Raw genomic sequence first — 21,436 nt, 5'->3', positions numbered from 1 at the left:
TGTGTCCTCAGGCGGCTGACTGCTCAGGCAGGCTCTTGCCAGCAAACAACTCTTCAAAACTCGGAATTTCGCCCATTGCGTCAACGTTTTTCCGGTCCTGATGCAAAATCCACCCGTAGGTGCCGGGGCTATCCATCGACAGAATGTTGCGCAGCTTGAGAGCTTCCTTGAAATCAAGAAGGCGCTTGTTCGAGATCATCACAGCGAGTTCCTCGTCGCCGTAGACATCGACGGCGGCACGTGCGTGTTTCACGAGGCCGTTCATGACTGCAAAGTCCTCTGTGAGGACCAGATTGCGCGTTGCTTTCGCCGTCTCGGGGGACTTCAGCTCTGTCCCTTTCGGCAGCCTTGAAAGCGCAACCTTCTGTGTGGTCTCCAGAACAAACCAGTTGTTGAGAAGACGGAACATATCGTCCGTGTCGACTTCGCCGTAACCGGGCACGCGCCCGTCCATCACGGGCATGCCCGAGCGCCAGGCTTTCTTGAATTTGGCAACCTGCATGGTCGCAAGACCGGTCGCCAGCTCCTCGATCAAGGCCTTACGGGGCTTAGCGGCAAGGATGGCGTCTGCATCCTGGTACTGCAGCAACGCCTTGGGCATCACGTAGGCGAAATTACCGCGTTCGGTGTCCCAATCTTCCAGCAAGGCGTGCGCGCGGCGCGAGTCGGTCGCGTTGGCGTGCCATGTGAGAAGCGTATGGACGGCTTGGGCGTGGACGTCGGCCTGGGGGTCATTTCCATCCAACGCGCCGGTAATAACCGAATCTTCGCTGATGAACTGCCGCAAGCGACGTTCCGGGTCATATTGATAAGCAAAACCGCCCGACATGCCGTTGCCATACCCCATGGCGAAGCCGCCCAAGTTCAGAACGGCTCCGTTTGTCATGTACTCGGCAAAGAAGTCGCCAACACCTTCGACAACCGCCGTCGCGCCGGAGTTGCGGACCGCAAACCGGTCGCCAGCCTGACCGCCGATAAATGCGCGGCCGCCAGTCGCTCCGAACAGCGCAAAGTTGCCGATCAGGACGTTGTCGCCGACCGCATTTGGGCCGGACGCTGGTGAGCGGACGACGATCTCTCCGCCGCAAGCGCCTTTGCCGACGCCGTCATTGCATGTGCCGGTGTGAATGAGCTGCATGCCGTCATTGCAGAACGCGCCGTATGACTGACCCGCTGAGCCGTTGGTCGTAATGGAAACCGAGCGCGGCGCCAGGAAACGGCGACCGCGGCTGTCGGTGACGGCAGCCGGAATGTCTGCGTCCTTCAGCTCGTGGTTGAGCATGCGTTCGATGTCGATCGCCAACTGCCCACCAACGCTCTTATTCCGGTTGCTGAGCTGCAGCGTGTTTCCACCAATTTCGACCGTCGTCTGGCGCCCTTCGATGAGTGCGGAACGGACCAGATCGAGAAGCGTATCGTCCACGGAGTAGTCGCGCTCAAGATAGATCGGGTTCTCGACAATATTCTCGTCAACCCGGGTCAGCATGGCCCGCAGGTTCAGCTTGCCCACCGACGAGGGATGGTCAAGCAAATGCAGCAGGTCCGACCGACCCCGCGCTTCGCGCAGCGAACGGAAGCCAAGCTGAGCAAGAATTTCCCGTACTTCGTGGGCGATATTCAGAAGATACTGACCAAGCGCACGCGGATCGCCATCGAACACCTCCGGGTTGGTCGTCAGACCAGCGGGGCATTTGATGTTGCAGTTCTTCGCCATCACGCATTTGAGCATCATCAGTGCGGTGGTGCCGAATTCGAAGCTGTCACCGCCCAAGAGCGCGGATTTAACGACGTCGGAGCCGGTCTGGTGTGCGCCAGAGCAGCGCAGAACGACTTTCTGACGAATGCCATTCGCGCAAAGCGCCTGATGGACTTCGGCAATGCCGATCTCTGCAGCGCGACCGGTATATTTCAGCGAGGTGACTGACGCAGCGCCGGTGCCGCCCGTGTTGCCGGCGACGTTGATGACGTCCGCGCCCGCCTTGGCGACGCCGACGGCAATTGTGCCGATGCCTTCGGAGCTCACCAGCTTGACGATGACGCGAACGCGCGCCGCCTTGGCGTCGTGGATGAGCTGCGCGAGGTCTTCGATCGAATAGGTGTCGTGGTGCGGGGGCGGGGAAACCAGTTCCACGCCGGGCGTGCCGCCTCGAGCCGCAGCGATCTCGACGGTCACCTTAGGCGCGGGCAACTGCCCGCCTTCACCGGGTTTTGCGCCTTGGCCGATCTTGATCTCGATCTCTTCAAGCGACGGGTCTGCAAGGTAGCCGGCCCAAACGCCGAACCGTCCGGACGCAAATTGCTTGATGCGCGACGCGCGTATCGTGCCGTAGCGGGAGATGTGCTCGCCGCCTTCGCCGCTGTTCGACATTCCGCCGACCATGTTGGTGCCGTGCGCAACCGCTTCATGTGCGTTGGCGACAAGTGCCCCATGGCTCATGGCACCCGATGCAAGGGCAGGCGTGATGGTGTGGGCTGGTTCGACCTCGTCGAGTTCCACCGCTTCGGGCGCTTCCCGCAACCGGCTGATGTAGTCGAGCGCTTCGCCATGGACATTGACGTGCAACTCGCCACCTTCAATCCAATGGCCATCAATGCTTGACCGGAAACGGTCCACCAAAGACTGCGCGAGCGCATCAATGCGGCTCAGTTCAGAGGCGAGGGGGCCGGTCAACGAGAGAGCGTAATGCCCTTCTGCCAGGGTGCGGCAGCGAAGCCCGCGGATCACAAAGTCATTGTTGCCGGCCCGGTTGAACAACATCATCTCGCGCCGAATCTCTTCGGGTTCGCGCATGAAGGTGATGTCCGCCGGGAACGCGAGAACGTCGCGCAGTGCAGCCGGGCGTTTTGCGCGCTCTTCAGCCATATTGCGCGAGAAACGCTTGTATCCCGGCGTCATCGAGAACGTGTCGATCGCCTCGGGCGTGAGCTTGTCGAAGCTGGTATGCGTGTAGCCAGCCTCATCGATATCGAAGGCATCGCGCATCTTGTTGAGCGTCAAAAGCCGCATCGTGTCCGCAGCTTCGTCGGCGTCGTCATTCGCGAACGCGATCTTTTCCTCGGTCAGGTCGACAAAGCCGCGCACGGCGGCCACGCCGTAGGAGTGTCCCGCACCCTCGCTGCGTTCCTTGAACAGCCCGAGGATTGGAATATCTTTTTCATCTTCCACGCTCAGCGCACGCGCATGCCAATCGGCAGCCGATTGAGCAATCGTTGGGAAGCGTACGCCGCCAACTGGCGTCTTCATATTCGGGAAGTAACGCCGGAAGACCGGGTCGTCGGTATCGAGGAAGTTAGGCTCAAAGAATTCGCCGCCCGAGTAGCTCTCGACCGTACATAGACCCACCTTGCCCATCGTCTTCATCAGCGACTTTTCGGCCGCTTTGACGAATTTGCGGTACGCCTTCGAGGGGTCATCGGGGAATGTTTGCTCAGCACGCAGCCGCACGGCGAGCGCGTAGACCGCCGATGCACCGAAGCCGAGCGCGCAGGCGATATGGTGAGCCGATGCGATCTGCCCGCTTTCCACGATGATCGATCCGTCGAGCCGCAACCCCTCCTCGATCAGCCGCTGATTGACTGCCGACACCGCCAAAGTCATCGGGATAGCTGCCCGTTCACGGCTGACGTGCCGGTCCGTGAGGATGACGATACCGCCATTCTCCCGAATGAACGCTTCGACCTCGTCGCAGAGCATGTCGATGCCTTCGACGAGCGCTGTTTCGTTCGCCGCACTGTCGGTCAAATGGGGCGTGTACAGCAGATCGAAGCGACCGACCGGGCAATGTGTCTGTGAACGGATCTTCAACATGTCGACCATGGTGAGGATCGGTGAGGACAGTACGATCTGCCTTTGGCCAGGAATGCGTGCTGGCCGGCCCTTGTTCGGCTTCGCCCCCAAAGCGACGCGCAAAGTCATGCCATCGGCTTCACGGATCGAATCCAATGGCGGATTGGTCACCTGCGCGAAGCGCTGGGAGAAATATTTCGCGACGCCGCCCTCATTGTCTGAGAGCGCATTGATGGCGTTGCCGTACCCCATAGCCGAAACCTTTTCGGCCCCCGCAGCGAGCATCGGGTCCATCAGAAAGCGGAAGCTTTCCTGATTGTGCGAGTAGGACACGTGCCGGGCTGGCGTGTTCAGATCGCCATCATAGCGTGCAGCGGCAATTTTTGGGTCGATCTCCGCCTCTGCCAAGTCGTCGACGTGAACCTGCGCGTCAGCAAGAAGAGTTGAATAATCCTGCCGCGCCGCCAGCATCTCCAGCGTCTGCTTCGTGTCGAAACAGCGGCCTGCATCGTGGTCATAATAAAGCATACCGCCGGCTTCGATGCGTCCGCGGCTGATGACCGTCTCGCAAGGGAAGTCGATCTGCCCAGCTTCAGACATAACCGCGATGAAATCATCGGTCTCGATCGAGCGAAGTGGTCTAAGACCCAATCGGTCGAGGCGAGCACCAATGATCCGGCCATTGCTGAAAATGAGCGCCGCCGGGCCATCATTCTTTTCTTCGTACAACGAAAAATAGGCCAGCATGTCGCGCACCTGCGGCGACAGGGTGTCATCATTTTCCCAAGCGGGGGGCATCATCGAGACAACGGCGGTGACAAGGTCAAGATCGTCGTCGAAGATGCGCGATTGCAAGGTCTGATCGAGGCGGCAGCTGTCCGATTGGCCTTTGGGGCTGACAATTGCCTTATGACGGGCACGCGCGACCGCTGCCTCCGACAACCGGTTTTTCTTGTCGGTGTTCAATTCGCCATTGTGCGCCATCAACCGGAACGGCTGCGCCATGGTCGGGTGCGGATCGGTGTTGGTCGAAAAGCGCGTATGGAAGAAAAGCGAGTGAACCGCGTGATGAGGATCACTAAGATCCTCAAAATAAGGGATGATCTCGCTTGAGTTCAGACGACCTTTGAAAACCTGGGTGCGCGCCGAAAGAGAGATGGGATAGAGCCCATCGAGTTCCGCGACGGTGTAAGCTTTGGCCTCAATCGCAAGCAAAGCGTCGTTGATGAGCCGGTCAAAATGCCAGGCATCGCAGCCATCAGGCGCTGCGAAGATCCACTGCCGAACAAGCAGCTGATACTTCAAGGCCGCAGGTCGCACTGCGTCCCGATTAACCGGCACGTCACGCGCGACGAGGACTTGGAAGCCCGCGGCATCGAGTGCTGCTTCGATCACATCGAACGCTTGCTGATGGTGTTCTGGATCGTTGGGCAAAAAGAAATTGCCAACTCCAAACGAACCGAGCTCCAGCGTTTTGCCGACGATCTTCGAGAAAAAGGCCTGTGAGAGGTCAACGCTGATCCCCGCACCATCGCCGACGCCTTCCGATGACATGCCGCCGCGGTGCGGAACCGCACACAGCGCTTGATGACCCAGCTGCATCAACTCATGGGTCTGCTTACCGTCCTTACGGGTCAAAAAACCCACGCCGCATGCGCTGTGTTCGCGCTGCGGATCGTACAGGCCAAAAGGATTTGTAGCGGCAACCATGGTGTGATCGTCGATGCGTCCGTCAGAGGGAAGGTCAGATGTAGTGCCCGCCGATCTCATCGCAAAGAGTACAGATCGACGCGTAAGTCTGCTAAATTGCTATAGCATATGAGCAATTTGATTAGAATGGATAGTTGCTCAACGCAAGATGCCGTGCAATCGCCGACCTTCAGCCAGTGCGGCGATCCGATGGGCATTTTGTCGCTAACGGGCCGTTTTCCGGCTGTTAAGCCCCAGGGAATCAGACGACAGCAGCCTCGGTGGCTGCCGAAATATCGTCGTCGGTCACGCCCGGCGCACGTTCCACGATCTTGAGCCCGCCATCAACAACGTCCAACACACCCAAATTGGTGATGATACGGTCCACCACACCTGTGCCCGTCAGTGGCAGCGTGCAGGATTTGAGTAGCTTCGACTCGCCACGTTTGTTGGTGTGATCCATCACCACAACCACGCGGCCTACGCCAGCGACGAGGTCCATCGCACCGCCCATGCCCTTGATGAGCTTACCCGGGATCATCCAGTTGGCCAGGTCCCCGTTTTCCGCGACCTCCATGGCACCCAGAATGGCCATAGCGATCTTGCCGCCGCGGATCATCGCAAAGCTCTGGGACGAATCGAAGTAAGCCGTGTTCGGCAATTCGGTAATCGTCTGCTTACCGGCGTTGATCAGGTCGGCATCCACCTCGTCTTCGGTAGGGAACGGCCCCATGCCCAGCATGCCGTTTTCCGATTGCAGGGTGACCGTGATTCCATCGGGGATGTAGTTGGCAACCAGGGTGGGAATCCCGATTCCCAGATTGACGTACATTCCGTCTTCAAGCTCTTGTGCAGCTCGCGCGGCCATCTCGTTGCGATCCCACGGCATTTTTAGTCTCCAGAAAAGGGTGATTGCGCTCTGGTGAGAGTTTGTTAGGCGGCGCGGACGGTGCGTTGCTCGATGCGCTTTTCGTGCTCACCTTGAATGAGGCGGTGCACATAAATGCCCGGCAAATGGATCATGTCAGGGTCAAGCTCGCCGGTCTCGACGATCTCTTCTACCTCGACAACACAAACCTTGCCGCATGTGGCTGCAGGCACGTTGAAATTACGCGCCGTCTTTCGAAAAATGCAGTTGCCGGTCTTGTCCGCCTTCCAGGCTTTGACGAGCGCAAGATCCGCAACGATCCCACGTTCGAGAATGTATGTCTCGCCATCAAAGTCTTTGTGCTCTTTTCCCTCGGCAACCATCGTCCCGACACCAGTTTTCGTAAAGAATCCAGGGATGCCAGCTCCGCCTGCGCGCATGCGTTCGGCGAGCGTGCCCTGCGGGTTGAATTCGATCTCCAGCTCTTTCGCCAGATACTGACGCATAAACTCGTCGTTTTCGCCAACGTAAGAAGACATCATCTTGGTAATCTGATGGGTATCGAGAAGCTTTCCCAAGCCAAAACCATCAACGCCGCAATTATTTGAGGCGATGGACAGGTTCTTGACACCGCTGGCCACCAAAGCGTCGATCAGCAGCTCGGGGATGCCGCAAAGCCCGAAACCGCCCGCCGCGATCGTCATATTATCGTGCAACAAGCCTTCGAGAGCTTGTTCAGCGTTTGCATATATCTTGCCCATAGAGACTGTCCCTCATCGCGGCTTGGCAGGGTTGGCGCGTCTTTCTCATGATGCGTCGCACAAGACAAGAGCGTGCCGGAAACAGTGACAAGTCTCGATGAGCCATGCCGGCCCCGGGTCAGGACTTGCGCATCAGGTGCATCAAGTATGAGCGCGGGAAGCAGCGCTTTCTACCTCTTGCGGGGCAAACCAGCGGTCCTTTCGGACCCGGATCGATCCGTGCCGGCGACGGGTTGATCGGAATCTCAGTGCCGAGGCAGAGGGGCACAAGCTCGCCGATCGTGTTAACGCTACGTTAACGCTGACGCGGCGCGCCATGAGCACAGCGTGACATCTGTGCAACATAGATTGGCAAACCCCTGTGGGAACCCGATATGCAGGCACTTGTCGCTTGCACCCCCGAAAACCTTCGCTCATGCACAGGTCACGAGTTTGGTTTGTCCGACTCGGCTTGTTCTGGTTGGACAAGTGCTTTCAGGGTCAACAGACCTGGCGCTGCTCCCACATCCTGAATGAGCTTCAACCGGATCAGGTGGTCTGACACGCTTGGTTCTTTAGTTTGATGATTTGGAGGTCTTAAATGACTACGGCAAAACGCCTTCTCCTCGGTACAGCTGCGGCGTTCGTCGCAACCTCCGGGGCGCATGCCGCCGACCTCGGCCTGCCGGTTGCACCGGCTGTCGACTACGTGCAGATCTGCACGATTGGCGGTTTCACTGGTTTCGTCCTGCCTGGCGGCGATGTCTGCTTCGACATTTCGGGTTTCGCCCGCTTCCAGGCGGACATTGGTGTTGACCGCGAAGATGTCGGTTTCAACACCGATAGCGACGATGACGACATCGACTTCGCAAGTGAAGTTGAGATTGACCTCGATGCTCGCACGATGACTGAGTTGGGCTTGCTGCGCGGCTTCATCCGTTTGGGTGCCTCCGGTGAGCCGGAAGATTATGGCCTGAACGTGAACAAGGCTTTCGTTCAGATTAATGGTTTGACCGCAGGTTTGACCGATTCCTTCTTCGACCCGGTTTATACGGACTACGCCATGGCTGGTCTGGGCGCTGCTGACGGCGGCACCGACGACCTTGCTCTGATCGGTTACTCCTTCAACGCTGGCAACGGCATCATCATCATGGCCTCAATCGAGGACAATGGTGGTAACGGTCGTTTTGCTGGTATCGCAGATGTCACAGTCGGCCTGACCGGTACACCAACCCAGGGGCTCCTTGTCCGCGGTGATGGTGGTGTTGATCTCAACGGTAACTTCCCTGGACCGGGCGTTGCAAACTCTGGCACAGTTGTTGCTGGCGAGCATGCCTTCCTGCCGGGCGGCACAATTGGTGATCGCCAGGACACAGACAATGGTCTTGCGCTGGTTGGCGCCACCCAGATCACGCAGGCCTGGGGTACTGCTAAGGTTGCGGGTGCAATCGTGCAGGTCGACGAAGATGGTACCAATGCCATCGACTCGGAAATTGGCTACGCACTTCAGGCTTCAGCTGAGTTCAACCTGCCGTTTGGCGTTAGCTCGGTGTTCGGTATCTTCGGTATCTACACTGAAGGCGCTCTGTCCTACACCGGTCTTGGTGGCGCGACGCTGGGCTTCCCGGCCACGGCTCTGCCTGTTGTTTCGGGCGGTCTGCCTGCGGCTACTATCGACATTTCGTACGATGCTCTCATCGACGGTGCCGGTAACCTACAGCTGACAGAAGCGTTCGCATTGGGCGCAGGTTTTGAGTTCGGTCTGAACGCTATGACTGACCTCGAACTTGATGCGTATTATGCTGACGTTGACCACTTCGGTCTTGGTGGCCTCGGCGACTACCAAGTCTTTGGTATTCGTGGTTCTGTTGCTTACCGGCCGGTCAGCGGTCTTGAGCTGCGTGCGGGCGTCGGCTACACCAGCTTCGACGTCGCTAATGGTCTTGATCCGTTCATCGACGACGGTATCACCGGTCGTTTTCGGATCACCCGTTCTTTCTAATCTGAACATTCAGAGTAGTGGAACAATTGAAGAGCCCGGGTTCGCCCGGGCTCTTTTTTTATTTGGTTCGCGCGCATTCACACCGGAATACTATGGCGTGGTGCTACAGCAGAATTCCTGCCGCCGGCCGGCCTTGAGAAAACCTGAACGCATTCTCCCAAGTCTAACCTTGCGCCTTCGCTAGAAAGCCGCTTTTGTCCATTGGTAAATATCACGCGCCCAAATGGATGGGTGCGTACGCCATGGCCGGGGGAGCTTCAACAGCATGTTTAATTGGCGCGCTTGGATTATCCCAGGTCTTGCAACCCTGATTGTCCTAACAGCGCTTGCTGTCATAGTCCGTGGCGGGCCGATCGAAGCGGACCTTGCGGAGCGTTCAGCCGGTATATTTGCTGAAGACGGTACACCCTGGGCGTCTTTGACGTTGAGCGGCAGAGATGCCACTATGAGTGGCTTGGCGCCCAGCGAAGCAGCACTTGATGCCGCTATTTCTGCGGCGGACCGGGTGTGGGGCGTTTACACAGTCGACGTGAGCGCACTTCAGCTGATGCCACTGGCTGATCCTTACACGCTGGAATTCACAAAATCAGTCGATTCGGTCACGGTGACCGGGGCCTTCCCTGGTGAGGATGTCCGGACCGAGGTTCTGGATGCTGTGCGCGCGGGGCTAGGTGACCTGACCTTGGTTGATCAGACTGAGCTTGCACGCGGCGCTCCGACAGGTTTCTCGGCGTTCGCCGCCTTCGCAGGCGCTGGCGTTGCCAGCGTTGCTGATGGATCTATCGGTTTGGAGGGTGCAAGCCTAACGGTCGACGCCACGGCTCTGGATCAAGAGAGCTTCACGACTGAAGTCGCGCGCCTCGGTGAACCTGTCGATGGTCTTGAAATGGCATCCCTCAGTCTGCGGCCACCTTTGGCTGACCCTTACACGTGGGCGGCTGAGGGCACCAATGGCGGCGTGGTGCTGACCGGGTTTGTACCAGATGAGGAAACGCGGGAAGCGCTCGTCAACGCTGCAAGCGGGCTTGGATCCGTTGATGATCAGATGCTGTTGGCCTCGGGAGCGCCGGACGGATTTGCGTCTGCGGCATCGGCGTTACTGACGCAAATGAGTGCGCTGGATAATCCATCGGCATCGATTTCGGTTGACGAAGCCACGCTTAATGGTGAGGCGCCCGATAGCGCCACCTTTGATGCAGCCAATGCTTTCCTGAGCGCGATACCCGACGGGTTTGGCAGCATATCCGGCACTGTTTTGCCGCCCATCGCCGACCCTTTTACGACGATACTCCGCATGACTGGCGACAGCTTCATCCTTACCGGGGTTCTTCCCGATGAGACCAGTCGGGCTGTGCTGTTTGATGCGTTCGAAGCGCAGGGCCTGACGGTTGGTGATGAGACAACGATTGCTCGCGGGGGCCCATCACAGTTCGAGATAGCCACTGTGCTGGCTGGTGCGGCTGAAGCCATGTCTGGCTTGACCGACGGCGTGGCAACCCTCACCGGTGAAGCGTTGGACATTTCCGGTACGGCACCAAGCTTTCAATCTGTTGGCGCCGCCGAAGAGGGCTTCGCTGCCCTTGCCGCACAGGGCGTTTCGGTTGATGCCGCCATCGAAGCCGGTCCCGCGTCTCCGTTCACGTTCAACGCTTCAACGCAGGGCGCGGGCGTCACGCTTGACGGTTTTGTGCCAAGTGAGGGCAGCCGCGATCAGGTCCTGACCGACGTTGCGGCTCTTTTTCCCGGTGAAAGCGTGATCGACAATTTGCAGGTGGCCAATGGGGCGCCGGGTGGGTTTGAAGCGCTTGTAACAGCAGGCTTGCGGGGACTTGGTCGGCTTGAAGGCGGGCTGTTTTCCATATCAGACAGCGATGCCAACCTTGCGGGTGAAGCGTTCTATGACAGCTCAGCCGATAGCATACAGAGCGATTTGCTGGCCGGTCTTCCCGATGGCATCAATCTGAGCGCGGAGATCGGTGTTCTTCCACCACCTGAACCCGTGGATGAAACGCAATGCCAGCTGCTGTTTGCGCGCTTGCTCGCCGATAACGCCATTCGCTTTGACACAGGCAGCGCGACCATCGACACCTTGAGCTTTGGCCTGGTCGATCGTTTGGTTCGAACCTTACAATCCTGCCCCGACGCGAGGGTCGAGATTTCCGGTCACACGGATTCAGATGGCAGTGACGACCTGAATCAAACTCTTTCGGAAGAACGCGCCAACGCCGTCCTCGATTATGTTTTGGCGGCCGATGTGGACCCTGCCCGCGTCACGGCACAGGGTTATGGCGAGACCGATCCGATTGCGGACAATGCGACCGACGAGGGTAAAGCCCGCAATCGCCGAATTGAATTCAACGTTCAGCGTGAGCAGCAGGAATAAGGCGAACTCCCATGTCCTATCTTATCAGTCAGCTCTGGCTTTTTCTTCTGATCGCGTTCGTCATTGGCGTCATTACCGGGTGGGTGACGACCAAAGCTGCTGACGACAGCAAGTAGGAGGGCCTTATGTTCAATCTTTTCCTGCATACCGCTCTTCTGGTTCTGGCAGCGTTCATTCTTGGGGCTATTCTGGGCTGCTTGCTGCGGCGTTTCTTTGCAAGCGGCTCAAGCTACGGTGCGTCGGCGCGATCAACCCCTGCGGAAACCGCCGCTGCAGTGGCAACGGCAACGGTTGCAGCGCGCACTCAGTCTGAGCCTGATCCAAAGCCCACGCCCACGCCCGCACCCGCGGCCGAGCCAGAGCCTCAGACGGCTGCGGAACCCGAGCCCGAGCCCGAGCCAGAACCTGCAGCCGAGCCGGCGCAGGCAGTCGCCGCGGATGGTATGGATGAAGAAAAGGCGGCCGCAGCAATCGCAGCGCTTCCGGCTGATGCTTCCAATGAAGACAAGGCCAACGCTGTTGGTCAGCGGCCCGAGGGCATGGACGCGCCGATCGGCGGCAAGAAGGACAACCTTCAGCGCATCAAAGGCATCGGCAAGGTCAATGAGGGCAAGCTCAACGATCTTGGTATCTACCATTTCAGCCAGATCGGTGAGTGGAACGCGTCTCAGTCCCGCTGGGTTGGAACATTTCTGTCGTTTGCCGGGCGTATCGAACGTGAGGACTGGATCGGCCAGGCAAAGGTGCTCGCAGATGGCGGCGAAACAGCCTTTGCCAAGCGCGTTGATAAAGGCGAGGTCTCAACCTCAAAGTCGCGAAAAAAGAAGAGCTAACCGCCGGTTACATGCTCCGGATGGCCGACGTTCCAGCGTTAGCATTCAATGAAAGCTTCGCTGTGATGCTATTTCTCGCGTAGCCGACGGAAACCCTCTGCATCAAGATGCACACGCGCATTTGCGTCGGGAGCTGGCTACAGGCTGTGCGCCTCAAAGAAGTGCTGCATGACGTCCAGCACTGGTCCGCGCAGGGCAGGGGCATGCCCTTGCCCAGGAACGATTTCCAGTACACCTCCGCTTTTCTGCTGCGCGAGCGAAACGGCGCGTTGCGCAACGTCCGTATCAAGCAAATCTGATAATTCGCCCCGCACGATCATCACTGGCGCGCGCGCGAGCGCCTGGAAGGGTGCCCAAAGGGCGATCGGGCCCGATTGGGCTGAGACCGCCGCTAAACCGTCAAGAATTCTGGGGTCATAGGCGCGTTCGGGCCGACCATTCTTTTCGTTGAAGGTAAGGCGTGCGGCGCGCGTCCAATCATCGTCGGAGAACGCTGGAAATTGCGGGCCAAGGGCTTCGCGCAGGCGCTGTTCTGCCTCCGGCCAGCTCTCCGGCGGCTCAACTGGCCCATCGCCCAACTGCTGCTTCAGTCGTAGCAGCCCTGCACTGGCGATCTCAGGCCCGATATCGTTGAGGACCGTCGCGCGGATCATCCCGCCGCGCACAAGCGCTATGATCATAGCAAGAATACCGCCGCGCGACGTGCCAACAAGGATCGCGTGTTCAATCCCAAGCGCTGTGCAGACCTGCAGAACGTCATCGGCTTCCTGCTGCACGGTGTAGCTGCTTGCATCGGGTGCGTACTCGGACGCTCCCCGACCGCGCGCATCGAGCATGACGACCTGGCGGGGCTGTTCGGGGTGGCCGGCGAAATGATCGCGTAAGTCGTAAAAGTCGCGCCTGTTACGGGTAAGCCCAGCCAGGCAAAGTAGAGGCGTCCGGCGGCGCCAGTCATCCGCGTTTGGTGTCGCTCGCTCAACGCTCAAGGCCAAGCCGTCTCGCGCTCGTACGGCTTGAATGCTCGTCGAAAAGCTCACGGTCCGCCCGTTATCCGCGGGCGAGGAGCGTCTGATAGACGGTGATGTTTTCCAGGACCCGCTGCACGTAGCTGCGTGTTTCGGAAAAGGGGATGAGTTCGATCCAATCGATAACGTCCACTTGACCGCTCCGTGGGTCGCCGAAGCGTTCGATCCATTGGGGTACCCGACCCGGACCCGCATTGTAGGCGATGAAGGTCAGGATGTACGACCCTTCATAGGTTGCGATCAATTCATCGAGATGGAACGACCCAAGAGCGACGTTATGCGCAGGGTCCGATGTGAGCCGACCCGTTGCGTGCGAAACACCCATTTGTCGCGCAACACGTCGCGCCGTCTCAGGCATCAGCTGCATCAGGCCCAGTGCGCCAGCGCGGCTGCGGGCGGTTGCGTTGAACCCGCTCTCCTGCCGGGCAATCGCGTAGGCAACCTCTCTTGGGAGGCGGTCCGGAATGCGAGCATTCCGGGGGAACGCATCGGTTGGGTAGCCAAGTGTTGCTAACGACCGATGGGCGCGTGCCCCAATTTTTCCAATCTGAACAACGCTCTGAGCGTCACCATGATGCTCTGCAAGGTCGGCCATAGCCACAATTGCGCTGGGGTCTGTCTCCGCGCGCGCCATGGCGTACAGGAAGATTCGCGCGTCTGTTCGCCGGCCGAGGGCATACAAGATGTCCGCATAGGTGAAAAAAGCGGAGTTGGGGGTGCGCGCCGACGGGAGGCCGGGCAGCTGAACGCTCTGGCCGCGAACGGCCGCTGCGGCCTGTCCGTAGAACGTCTCGCCATAATTCATCGCCTGATTAAAGCTTTGCCGTGCGCCGCTCTCGTTCCCACCAGCCGACTGGGCGCGCGCCAGCCAATAATACCCGCGCGAACGCGTGATAGGGGTTGTCCCGATATCGAGGATTTGGCGAAAGTGCGGCTCAGCCCGCGCGGGGTCGTTCATGAAACGCAGCGCGATCCAACCGGCGGTAAAGGCCGCTTCGGCATTGTCGCCAGCATCATCGCCGGGGAGGTTCTGCACCACTTGGTAGGCGAGCTGTGGCTGGCGCACTTCAACCAGATCGCGCGCCACGATGCGGCGTTCGCGCCACCACAGATCCTGGCGCAGCAAGGCTGGTCCCGTCTGTTGAACAGACAACAGGATGTTCGCCGCCTCTTGCGGCCGGTCGGCCCGGCGATACAGCCGCGCTAGCTCATACCGTAGATGAATGTCATTGGGAGCGGCCTGCTGGGCCGCTCTGACCGTGCCAAGACCATCAGTTCCCTGGCGGATGGCCACTGCGCGCGCACCGATAGACGCTCGGTCTGCCGCAGTCAGAAAGCGTCCGACACGCTCGGCCCCGGTTATGCGATCTCTGTACAGGAGCCAGTGAGCACGCGCGCGGTGGTCGTCTTGCGTCAGCAGGTCACCAATCGACGATAGGGCAGCAGCCTCCAGACCATCATCCAGCACATCAGTACGCCAAAGGGCTGAGGCGATGGTGCGTGCCCTTTGCACATTGCCTTCTGCCTTCAATGCCCGTGCCAGCATCAATTGCCCGGCAGCCGTCCGTGGTGCCTCACTGCCGAAAACCGATGAGGGGGGCGTTTGCGACCGGTAAGTTTCAGCGAGCGCCGCTTCGGTTCGCCTTGCGATGACGCTTGCGCCCGGCCATTGAGCCATCGCATCGCGCAGACCTGTACGAAGCTCTAGCGGCGTTCCGTTCGCACCGAAGCGACCGATGAGCCAAAGCCCAAGGTCTCGTGCGATCGGGTCGCTGATAGCCTGGGCCAGGGCGTAGGCCCGCGTGCCGTTGTTGGCATCCAAAGCGTCGAGAACCGGTTGAATTGCTGCGGCCGCGCGCTGGACCTCACTGCCACCAAAATTGGCGAGGCGGATGATGGACGTGTGCTGAGCTGCCTCGCCAAGCGCGCTGAAATGCCTGTTGGTTTGCACCGTGGGCGCCAGCGATCCCGCGCTCGCAACTGTGGTACCCACAACCGTCCCGATGGTGAGCGCCGCAAGCTTTGACATAAGCGGGCCGTAGCGCAGACGCCCCAGTGTAAATCTCAGTCGCCAGTTGAAGAAAGAGAGTGAAAATATTGAAAACATATATCTTTCCCGTTTCTTCAGATAGATCTTGTGGCGGCCGTGATGGGACGCTGTCCGCCAATCGATGTTCGCAAACTGCGGCAGCGGTTAGGCAGTGAGAACGGAGGGCCGCAGTTCCACGAACCATTAACGATGCTTCCTAGCAAAAGATGGTGAAAAGGCGATGAAGCTGGCATGGGTGTGCGGCGTCCAGTTTCGGGACTGGACATTGCCGTTTTGGCAATGGCTTGCTCATCGGGTCGCGCGTTTCTATGGTCCGCCGCGGTCGGCAAGCGGCCTGTTTGAAGTGCTGAAGCCTTGCCGTTTTGTTTGGAGACGTTGATGCCACATTTGTCAGGCTCGATCCCCGCCTTGGTGACGCCGTTTGACGGTGACGCAATCGATATGGACGCGCTGGAAGCGCTTGTCGATTGGCAGATCGCGGAGGGGTCAAGCGGACTGGTTCCTGTCGGGACGACAGGTGAATCGCCAACCTTGAGTCACGATGAACACAAGCAGGTCGTCGAGTGCGTGGTCAAGCGCGCGGCCGGGCGCGTGCCTGTGATTGCGGGCGCCGGCTCGAACAACACGTATGAAGCAATCGATTTCGGGCAGCACGCACAGTCCGTGGGGGCTGACGCGATACTGGTGGTCACTCCTTATTACAATAAGCCCGGTCAAAGTGGTCTGTACGAGCACTTCATGGCAATCGATGCCGCAGTCGATCTGCCCACGATCATCTACAACATTCCTGGGCGCTCGGTCGTGGATATGTCCGTTGGCACCATGGCACGGCTACATGCTGATGGCCGGGCCATCATAGGCGTCAAAGATGCGACTGCCGATCTCGTACGGGTGTCTCAGCAGCGCGCAGCCATGGGGACCGATTTCATCCAGCTATCAGGTGAAGACGCCACCGCCTTGGCCTTCAATGCCAACGGGGGAAATGGCTGCATTTCGGTGACCGCTAACGTGGCGCCTGGTCTATGCGCCCGTATGCAGGCGGCGTGTGCAAGTGGTGACTTCAAGGCAGCGCTCGAAATTCACGACACGCTGATGCCACTGCACACTGCTTTGTTCGTCGAGACCAACCCCTCACCGGTCAAGGCCGCGCTGGAGATGCTGGGCAAGTGCAAGGCCGATGTTCGCTTGCCTATGGTGCCGGTCTCCGATGAGACGCGCGCGCAACTTTCCCATGCCCTTCAGTTTGCCGGTCTGTTGAACAGCTAAGCGTTCGCTGCCATATCGGGCCGCGAAAGCAGGGAAGCATGGCAGCGAAGAAGAATACCAAGCAGGGCCCGCGTCGGACGGTGGCCGAAAACCGCAAGGCCCGTTTCAACTACGAGTTCGTCGAGACGTTTGAAGCGGGGCTCCAACTGACGGGAACCGAAGTCAAGTCGCTGCGCGACGGCAAGGCCATGATCGCGGAGAGCTACGCATCGCCGGAGGGTGATGAGCTTTTTCTCATCAACGCGCACATACCTGAATACCTGCAAGGCAACCGCTTCAATCATGATCCGAGGCGTCCGCGACGCCTGTTGATGCATCGGCGGCAGATCAACCGCCTGATCGGCGCGACGCAACGCGAGGGCATGACAATCATACCCACGCGCATCTACTTCAATGACCGGGGGCGGGCGAAGCTTGAGGTAGCGCTCGCCAAAGGTAAGAAAGTTCACGACAAGCGTCAGACCGAGAAAGACCGGGACTGGGCGCGTGACAAAGCTCGGCTGCTGCGCGATCGCGGTTAGTTGGCGCCGAGCTCGGTGGCTATCGATCGAAAGACGGCGTCGAACATGTCCGGGGTCAGGCGGCCTGTGTTCGTGTTGTAACGCGAGCAATGGTAGCTATCGATCAAGGTTGGCTTGCCGGGAATCCGGTGGCGCGCATTATGCGAAAAGGGGTAGGCACTGCGCTTTTCTGCGATAGCTCGCAGGATCGCGTCATGGGCAATGCGCCCCAGAGCCAAGATGACCTCGCAGTGCGCATTTTGGGCGATCGTGGCCGCTAGAAACTGATTGCAGGTAGCGATTTCTGCGCCGACCGGTTTGTTCTGCGGTGGCACGCAGCGAACCGCGTTCGTAATGCGCGTATCGTGAAGTGTGAGCCCGTCATCTGGATTTGCCTGGTATCGTCCCGTCGCAAACCCAAAGCGCGTTAGAGTGTCGTAGAGAAGGTCGCCAGCCCAATCGCCGGTAAAGGCACGCCCGGTGCGGTTCGCGCCGCGCAAGCCTGGCGCCAACCCGACGATCAGCAAGCGTGCTGAGGGAACGCCGAAGGACGGCACCGGCGCATTATGCCAGTCTGGGTGGGCTTGTTTTTGTGCTTCGATGAAGCTGTGGAGGCGCGGGCATAGGGTGCAAGGATTAGGCGGCTCGGTGCACTCAATCGTCGTCGTATCCGTCGTCATCATCCATGCCGCCAACGTCGAAGGCCCGGCGTGATCCCCTGCCGGCTTCGCCTCTGCCCACAAGGTCCGCCAACGTCGCTAATTCCAGGAAATGGTCTGCTTGTCGCCGCAAGTCGTCCGAAACCATAGAGGGGTTCGTCTTAAGAGAGGAGATAATGGAGACCTTGCATCCTTGCCGCTGGATCGCATCCACAAGCGGGACGAAATTTCCGTCACCCGTGAACAGCACGATGTGGTTAACTTGATCACACAATCCAAGCGCATCAACGGCGAGATCGACATCAAGGCTGGGTCGTGATCGCCGCTTATTACCCTGATTATCGGTATAATCGCGCATCGGCTTTGTCGTGACTTGAAAGCCGTTATAGTCAAGCCAGTCAATCAGAGGCCGCAGAGAGGAAAACTCCTGATCTTCAGCTAGAGCCGTGTAATAATACGCGCGTAAAAGATACGCGTCGCCGACAAACTCGTCGAGAACGCGCCGGTAATCGACATCAATATTCAAAGCTCTGGTTGTTTGGTAGAAATTCGCGCCGTCTATGAAAAAAGCCAGACGTTCCCTTGTGTCGAAGGGGCTCACTGTGAGCATCAATGTTCCCTAAAGTACATAACTAGCGCCAACGTGACGTCCTATCGATACAAGATTACTGCGTAAGCGCAAGTCGCGTTTTTACACTATTGAATAGGCAGGCGGGCGCCCGCCTGCGTTAATCGCTTGCGCCGCAAGCTGCGAATGCGTATAGCCCAACCAATCCTAGAATTTGAAGGAGGGCCGCATGGCTCGTGTGACTGTCGAAGATTGCGTCGACAAAGTCGAAAACCGTTTTGAACTCGTCCTGTTGGCGGCGCATCGTGCGCGCACCATCTCGTCGGGTGGTGAGCTGACCATTGATCGTGATCGTGACAAAAATCCGGTGGTTGCTCTGCGAGAAATCGCTGAAGAGACAGTGCTGCCGGGTGATCTGGAAGAGGCGCTTATCCATTCGCTGCAGACGCAAGTCGAGGTTGATGAGCCTGAGCCTGATGTCGTCCCGCTGATCCCTGCGCCAGAAACGATGACAGGTTTTGGTGCGCCGGCTGGCGCTGATCCAGCGGAAGATGCTCCAAGCTTTGAGCGGATGACCGAAGAAGAGCTCTTGGCTGGTCTTGAGGGCATCGTACCGCCTGAGCGCAAAGACGACATGTAGCGTGGTTCGAGCGCGGGGCTAGCATCACCGCGCGCGTCCAGTAGAAGCTACTTGCTCATTCATAAGTCGCCGACGGATCATCCTTGGTCTGTCGGCGTTTGCATTTGTTCCCAACTGACGCCACTTTGATCTTTTGGGCGTAGTGTCGGGCTCTGTCTGGCCGCGTGCTCACGCAAAGTCGGAGTCCCGTTGCGAAAAATGATGCGGCAATACGAACTTGTCGAACGTGTCGCTCGCTACAATCCCGATGTGGATGAGGCGCTGCTGAACCGCGCGTACGTTTACGCGATGCGCGCGCACGGCCAGCAAAAGCGCGCGACGGGCGATCCCTATTTTTCGCATCCTCTCGAAGTTGCCGCGATCCTCACCGATTTGCGCCTTGATGAATCGACCATTGCTGTTGCCCTGTTGCACGACACGATCGAGGATACCGAGGCCACCCGCGAAGAAATCGACCGCCTGTTCGGCGCGGAGATCGGCAAACTCGTTGATGGTCTGACGAAGCTGAAAAAGCTCGACTTCATAACGTCGGAGGCCAAGCAGGGCGAAAACCTGCGCAAGCTGTTTGTAGCAATATCCGATGATGTCCGAGTTCTTTTGGTCAAGCTCGCAGATCGCCTGCACAATATGCGCACGCTCGGCGCTATGCGCGAAGATAAACGCCAGCGCATTGCCCGCGAAACGATGGAAATCTACGCGCCGCTTGCTGGTCGGATCGGCATGCAGGACATGCGTGACGAGCTTGAGGATCTTTCATTCGAGATTCTCGATCCCGAAAACCGGGCCATGGTGCAGAGCCGCCTGAACGAGCAGCTTGCCCAGGCAGACACCATCATCAACACGACCGTGGAGACGTTGCAGGACAAGCTCGCCGAATACGGTCTTGCATCACAGGTGACCGGGCGGCGGAAGCGGGCCTATTCGATCTACCAGAAGATGCTGCGAAAGGGCCTTTCGTTCGAGCAACTCTCCGACCTTTTTGCGTTCCGTATCATCGTAGCGAACCCGACGGCCTGTTACCGGGCGCTGGGGATCGTTCACACAACCTGGAAATGCGTGCCCGAGCGCTTCAAAGACTACATCTCGGTTCCTAAGCAGAACGATTACCAGTCTCTGCACACCACCGTGATCGGACCCTTCTCACGCCGCGTTGAGCTGCAGATCCGCACACAGGCAATGCATGCGGTTGCCGAGTATGGCATTGCCGCGCATGGCTTCTACAAAGACATGTCGACCGAGGAGGGCCGGGCGCTACAATCATTTCGCGAAGACAGCCAAGCGTTCGCCTGGATAAGGCGCACCGTCGAGACCCTGAACGGCGACGATACGGCAGAGGAGTTTCTCGAGAACACAAAACTCGAATTGTTTCGCGATCAGGTCTTCTGTTTCACACCGAAAGGTCGTGTCATCGCCTTGCCGACTGGCGCAACGCCTATCGACTTCGCCTACGCGGTGCATACGCAGATCGGCGACACCTGCGTCGGTGCGAAGATCGATGGCAAGCTCATGCCGCTACTGACCGAACTCAAAAACGGTAATCAGGTCGAGATCATCATCTCAAAGGCCCAGGTCCCGCCCCCTGCGTGGGAACAGTTTGCGCGCACAGGAAAAGCAAGGGCAGCCATTCGGCGTGCCACGCGCCAGGCGGTTCGCAAGCAGTATCTGGGCCTGGGCCGTTCGGTCGTCGAACGCGCGTTCGATCGTCTGGGCGAGCGTTTCAGCGAGGCAGTGATCGAGAAGGCGCTCCCGCGCCTGGCGCACAAGAGCGTTGATGACGTGTTGACTGCGGTCGGTCGTGGCGAATTGGCCTCGCGTTTGGTGCTCGCAGCCATATTTCCCGAGGTACCTGCCCCCGAACCCAGCAACCCGGCACGGACCGACGATGGTTGGTTTGCGCTTGAGCGCGCGGCGGCTTTGCAGTTCCGCATCCCCGATGAGCGGGCGCAACTTGACCGGCCCGCCTCTGGTGGCATGGGGGGCGACGGCCCGCCGGTTCGTGGTCTTGATGAGAGCATGCCGGTGCGCTTTTCGACCGAAGAACCTCCCATTCCGGGCGACCGGATCGTGGGAATTGTGACGGCTGGCGAAGGCGTTACGATTTACCCGATCCATGCCAAAGCGCTCGCGGCCTTCGAAAACGAACCGGAACGTTGGCTTGATGTCCGTTGGGACCTCGACCCGACCGAAGCGCAGCTGTTTGAGGCCCGGATCAAGGTGACAACGATCAATGAGCCCGGCAGTCTCGCCCGCGTGGCTGCGATTGTCGCCGAACAGGCAGCAAACATTGAAAACCTCGTCATGGAGCGGCGTGGATCGGACTTTCACGATCTGGTTTTCGAGATGGAAGTGCGCGATTCCATGCATCTTCAGAGGATTGTTGCCGCCCTGCGCGGCTGCCCCGTCGTCAGTGACGTTGATCGCATCGG

Annotated in this window: 13 protein-coding genes and 1 pseudogene; 7 read left to right on the top strand and 7 right to left on the bottom strand. The window is 58.9% G+C overall.

Going from position 1 to position 21,436, the window contains the following annotated elements:
- Positions 1-7: 7 nt before the first annotated feature.
- The 3 genes from AAF739_14130 to AAF739_14120 form a co-directional block, all read right to left on the bottom strand.
- A complete protein-coding gene (locus AAF739_14130) occupies positions 8-5,497 on the bottom strand; it encodes a glutamate synthase-related protein (GenBank protein ID MEM6383806.1) in 5,490 nt (1,829 codons plus the stop codon).
- Between the two features lie 241 nt (positions 5,498-5,738).
- Positions 5,739-6,365 carry a 3-oxoacid CoA-transferase subunit B gene (locus AAF739_14125; protein ID MEM6383805.1) on the bottom strand — a complete coding sequence of 209 codons (627 nt, stop codon included), beginning with the start codon at positions 6,363-6,365 and terminating at the stop codon, positions 5,739-5,741.
- 44 nt (positions 6,366-6,409) lie between these two features.
- Positions 6,410-7,105: a CoA transferase subunit A gene (locus tag AAF739_14120; protein MEM6383804.1), complete on the bottom strand. Its 696-nt coding sequence runs from the start codon at positions 7,103-7,105 to the stop codon at positions 6,410-6,412.
- Positions 7,106-7,685: 580 nt separating this feature from the next.
- On the opposite strand from AAF739_14120, the gene AAF739_14115 reads away from it, so the two are divergent.
- From AAF739_14115 to AAF739_14105, 3 genes are all read left to right on the top strand, one after another.
- On the top strand, positions 7,686-9,086 hold the full coding sequence (locus AAF739_14115) for a porin (GenBank protein MEM6383803.1): 1,401 nt from the start codon (positions 7,686-7,688) through the stop codon (positions 9,084-9,086).
- A 265-nt stretch (positions 9,087-9,351) separates the two neighbouring features.
- Positions 9,352-11,469, top strand: a complete 2,118-nt coding sequence (locus AAF739_14110) for an OmpA family protein (protein MEM6383802.1) — start codon at positions 9,352-9,354, stop codon at positions 11,467-11,469.
- Between the two features lie 125 nt (positions 11,470-11,594).
- Entirely contained in the window at positions 11,595-12,302 is a 708-nt protein-coding gene (locus AAF739_14105; protein ID MEM6383801.1) for an endonuclease, read from the top strand.
- A gap of 137 nt (positions 12,303-12,439) precedes the next feature.
- On the opposite strand, the gene AAF739_14100 is transcribed toward AAF739_14105, so the two are convergent.
- Together AAF739_14100 and AAF739_14095 are read right to left on the bottom strand one after the other, a co-directional pair.
- The gene (locus AAF739_14100; GenBank protein MEM6383800.1) at positions 12,440-13,339 is read right to left on the bottom strand and encodes an alpha/beta hydrolase; all 900 of its coding nucleotides are present in this window, start codon (positions 13,337-13,339) and stop codon (positions 12,440-12,442) included.
- Between the two features lie 10 nt (positions 13,340-13,349).
- Positions 13,350-15,434, bottom strand: coding sequence for a transglycosylase SLT domain-containing protein (locus tag AAF739_14095; protein MEM6383799.1), 2,085 nt, complete (start codon positions 15,432-15,434; stop codon positions 13,350-13,352).
- Positions 15,435-15,755: 321 nt separating this feature from the next.
- Here AAF739_14095 and dapA point away from each other — a divergent pair, with 321 nt between their 5' ends.
- Positions 15,756-16,643, top strand: coding sequence for a 4-hydroxy-tetrahydrodipicolinate synthase (gene dapA, locus AAF739_14090; GenBank protein ID MEM6383798.1), 888 nt, complete (start codon positions 15,756-15,758; stop codon positions 16,641-16,643).
- Between the two features lie 38 nt (positions 16,644-16,681).
- Positions 16,682-17,164: an SsrA-binding protein SmpB gene (smpB, locus tag AAF739_14085; protein MEM6383797.1), complete on the top strand. Its 483-nt coding sequence runs from the start codon at positions 16,682-16,684 to the stop codon at positions 17,162-17,164.
- On the opposite strand, the gene AAF739_14080 is transcribed toward smpB, so the two are convergent.
- Both AAF739_14080 and AAF739_14075 read right to left on the bottom strand, forming a co-directional pair.
- Positions 17,161-17,826 carry a uracil-DNA glycosylase gene (locus AAF739_14080; GenBank protein ID MEM6383796.1) on the bottom strand — a complete coding sequence of 222 codons (666 nt, stop codon included), beginning with the start codon at positions 17,824-17,826 and terminating at the stop codon, positions 17,161-17,163. The genes smpB and AAF739_14080 overlap by 4 nt on opposite strands.
- Positions 17,798-18,412: an NYN domain-containing protein gene (locus tag AAF739_14075; GenBank protein MEM6383795.1), complete on the bottom strand. Its 615-nt coding sequence runs from the start codon at positions 18,410-18,412 to the stop codon at positions 17,798-17,800. The genes AAF739_14080 and AAF739_14075 overlap by 29 nt, the downstream gene beginning before the upstream one ends.
- A gap of 187 nt (positions 18,413-18,599) precedes the next feature.
- Between AAF739_14075 and rpoZ the strand changes: the two genes are divergently transcribed.
- Both rpoZ and AAF739_14065 read left to right on the top strand, forming a co-directional pair.
- Positions 18,600-19,010 carry a DNA-directed RNA polymerase subunit omega gene (gene rpoZ / locus AAF739_14070; GenBank protein MEM6383794.1) on the top strand — a complete coding sequence of 137 codons (411 nt, stop codon included), beginning with the start codon at positions 18,600-18,602 and terminating at the stop codon, positions 19,008-19,010.
- Between the two features lie 198 nt (positions 19,011-19,208).
- Positions 19,209-21,434: pseudogene (locus AAF739_14065) on the top strand (bifunctional (p)ppGpp synthetase/guanosine-3',5'-bis(diphosphate) 3'-pyrophosphohydrolase).
- The last annotated feature ends 2 nt before the right edge of the window (positions 21,435-21,436 follow it).

It is taken from the genome of Pseudomonadota bacterium (genome assembly GCA_039024915.1).
Classification (GTDB): domain Bacteria; phylum Pseudomonadota; class Alphaproteobacteria; order Rhizobiales; family MH13; genus MH13.
Note: the sequence above shows the minus strand (reverse complement) of the source record. Positions and strands in the feature narration are given on the sequence as shown.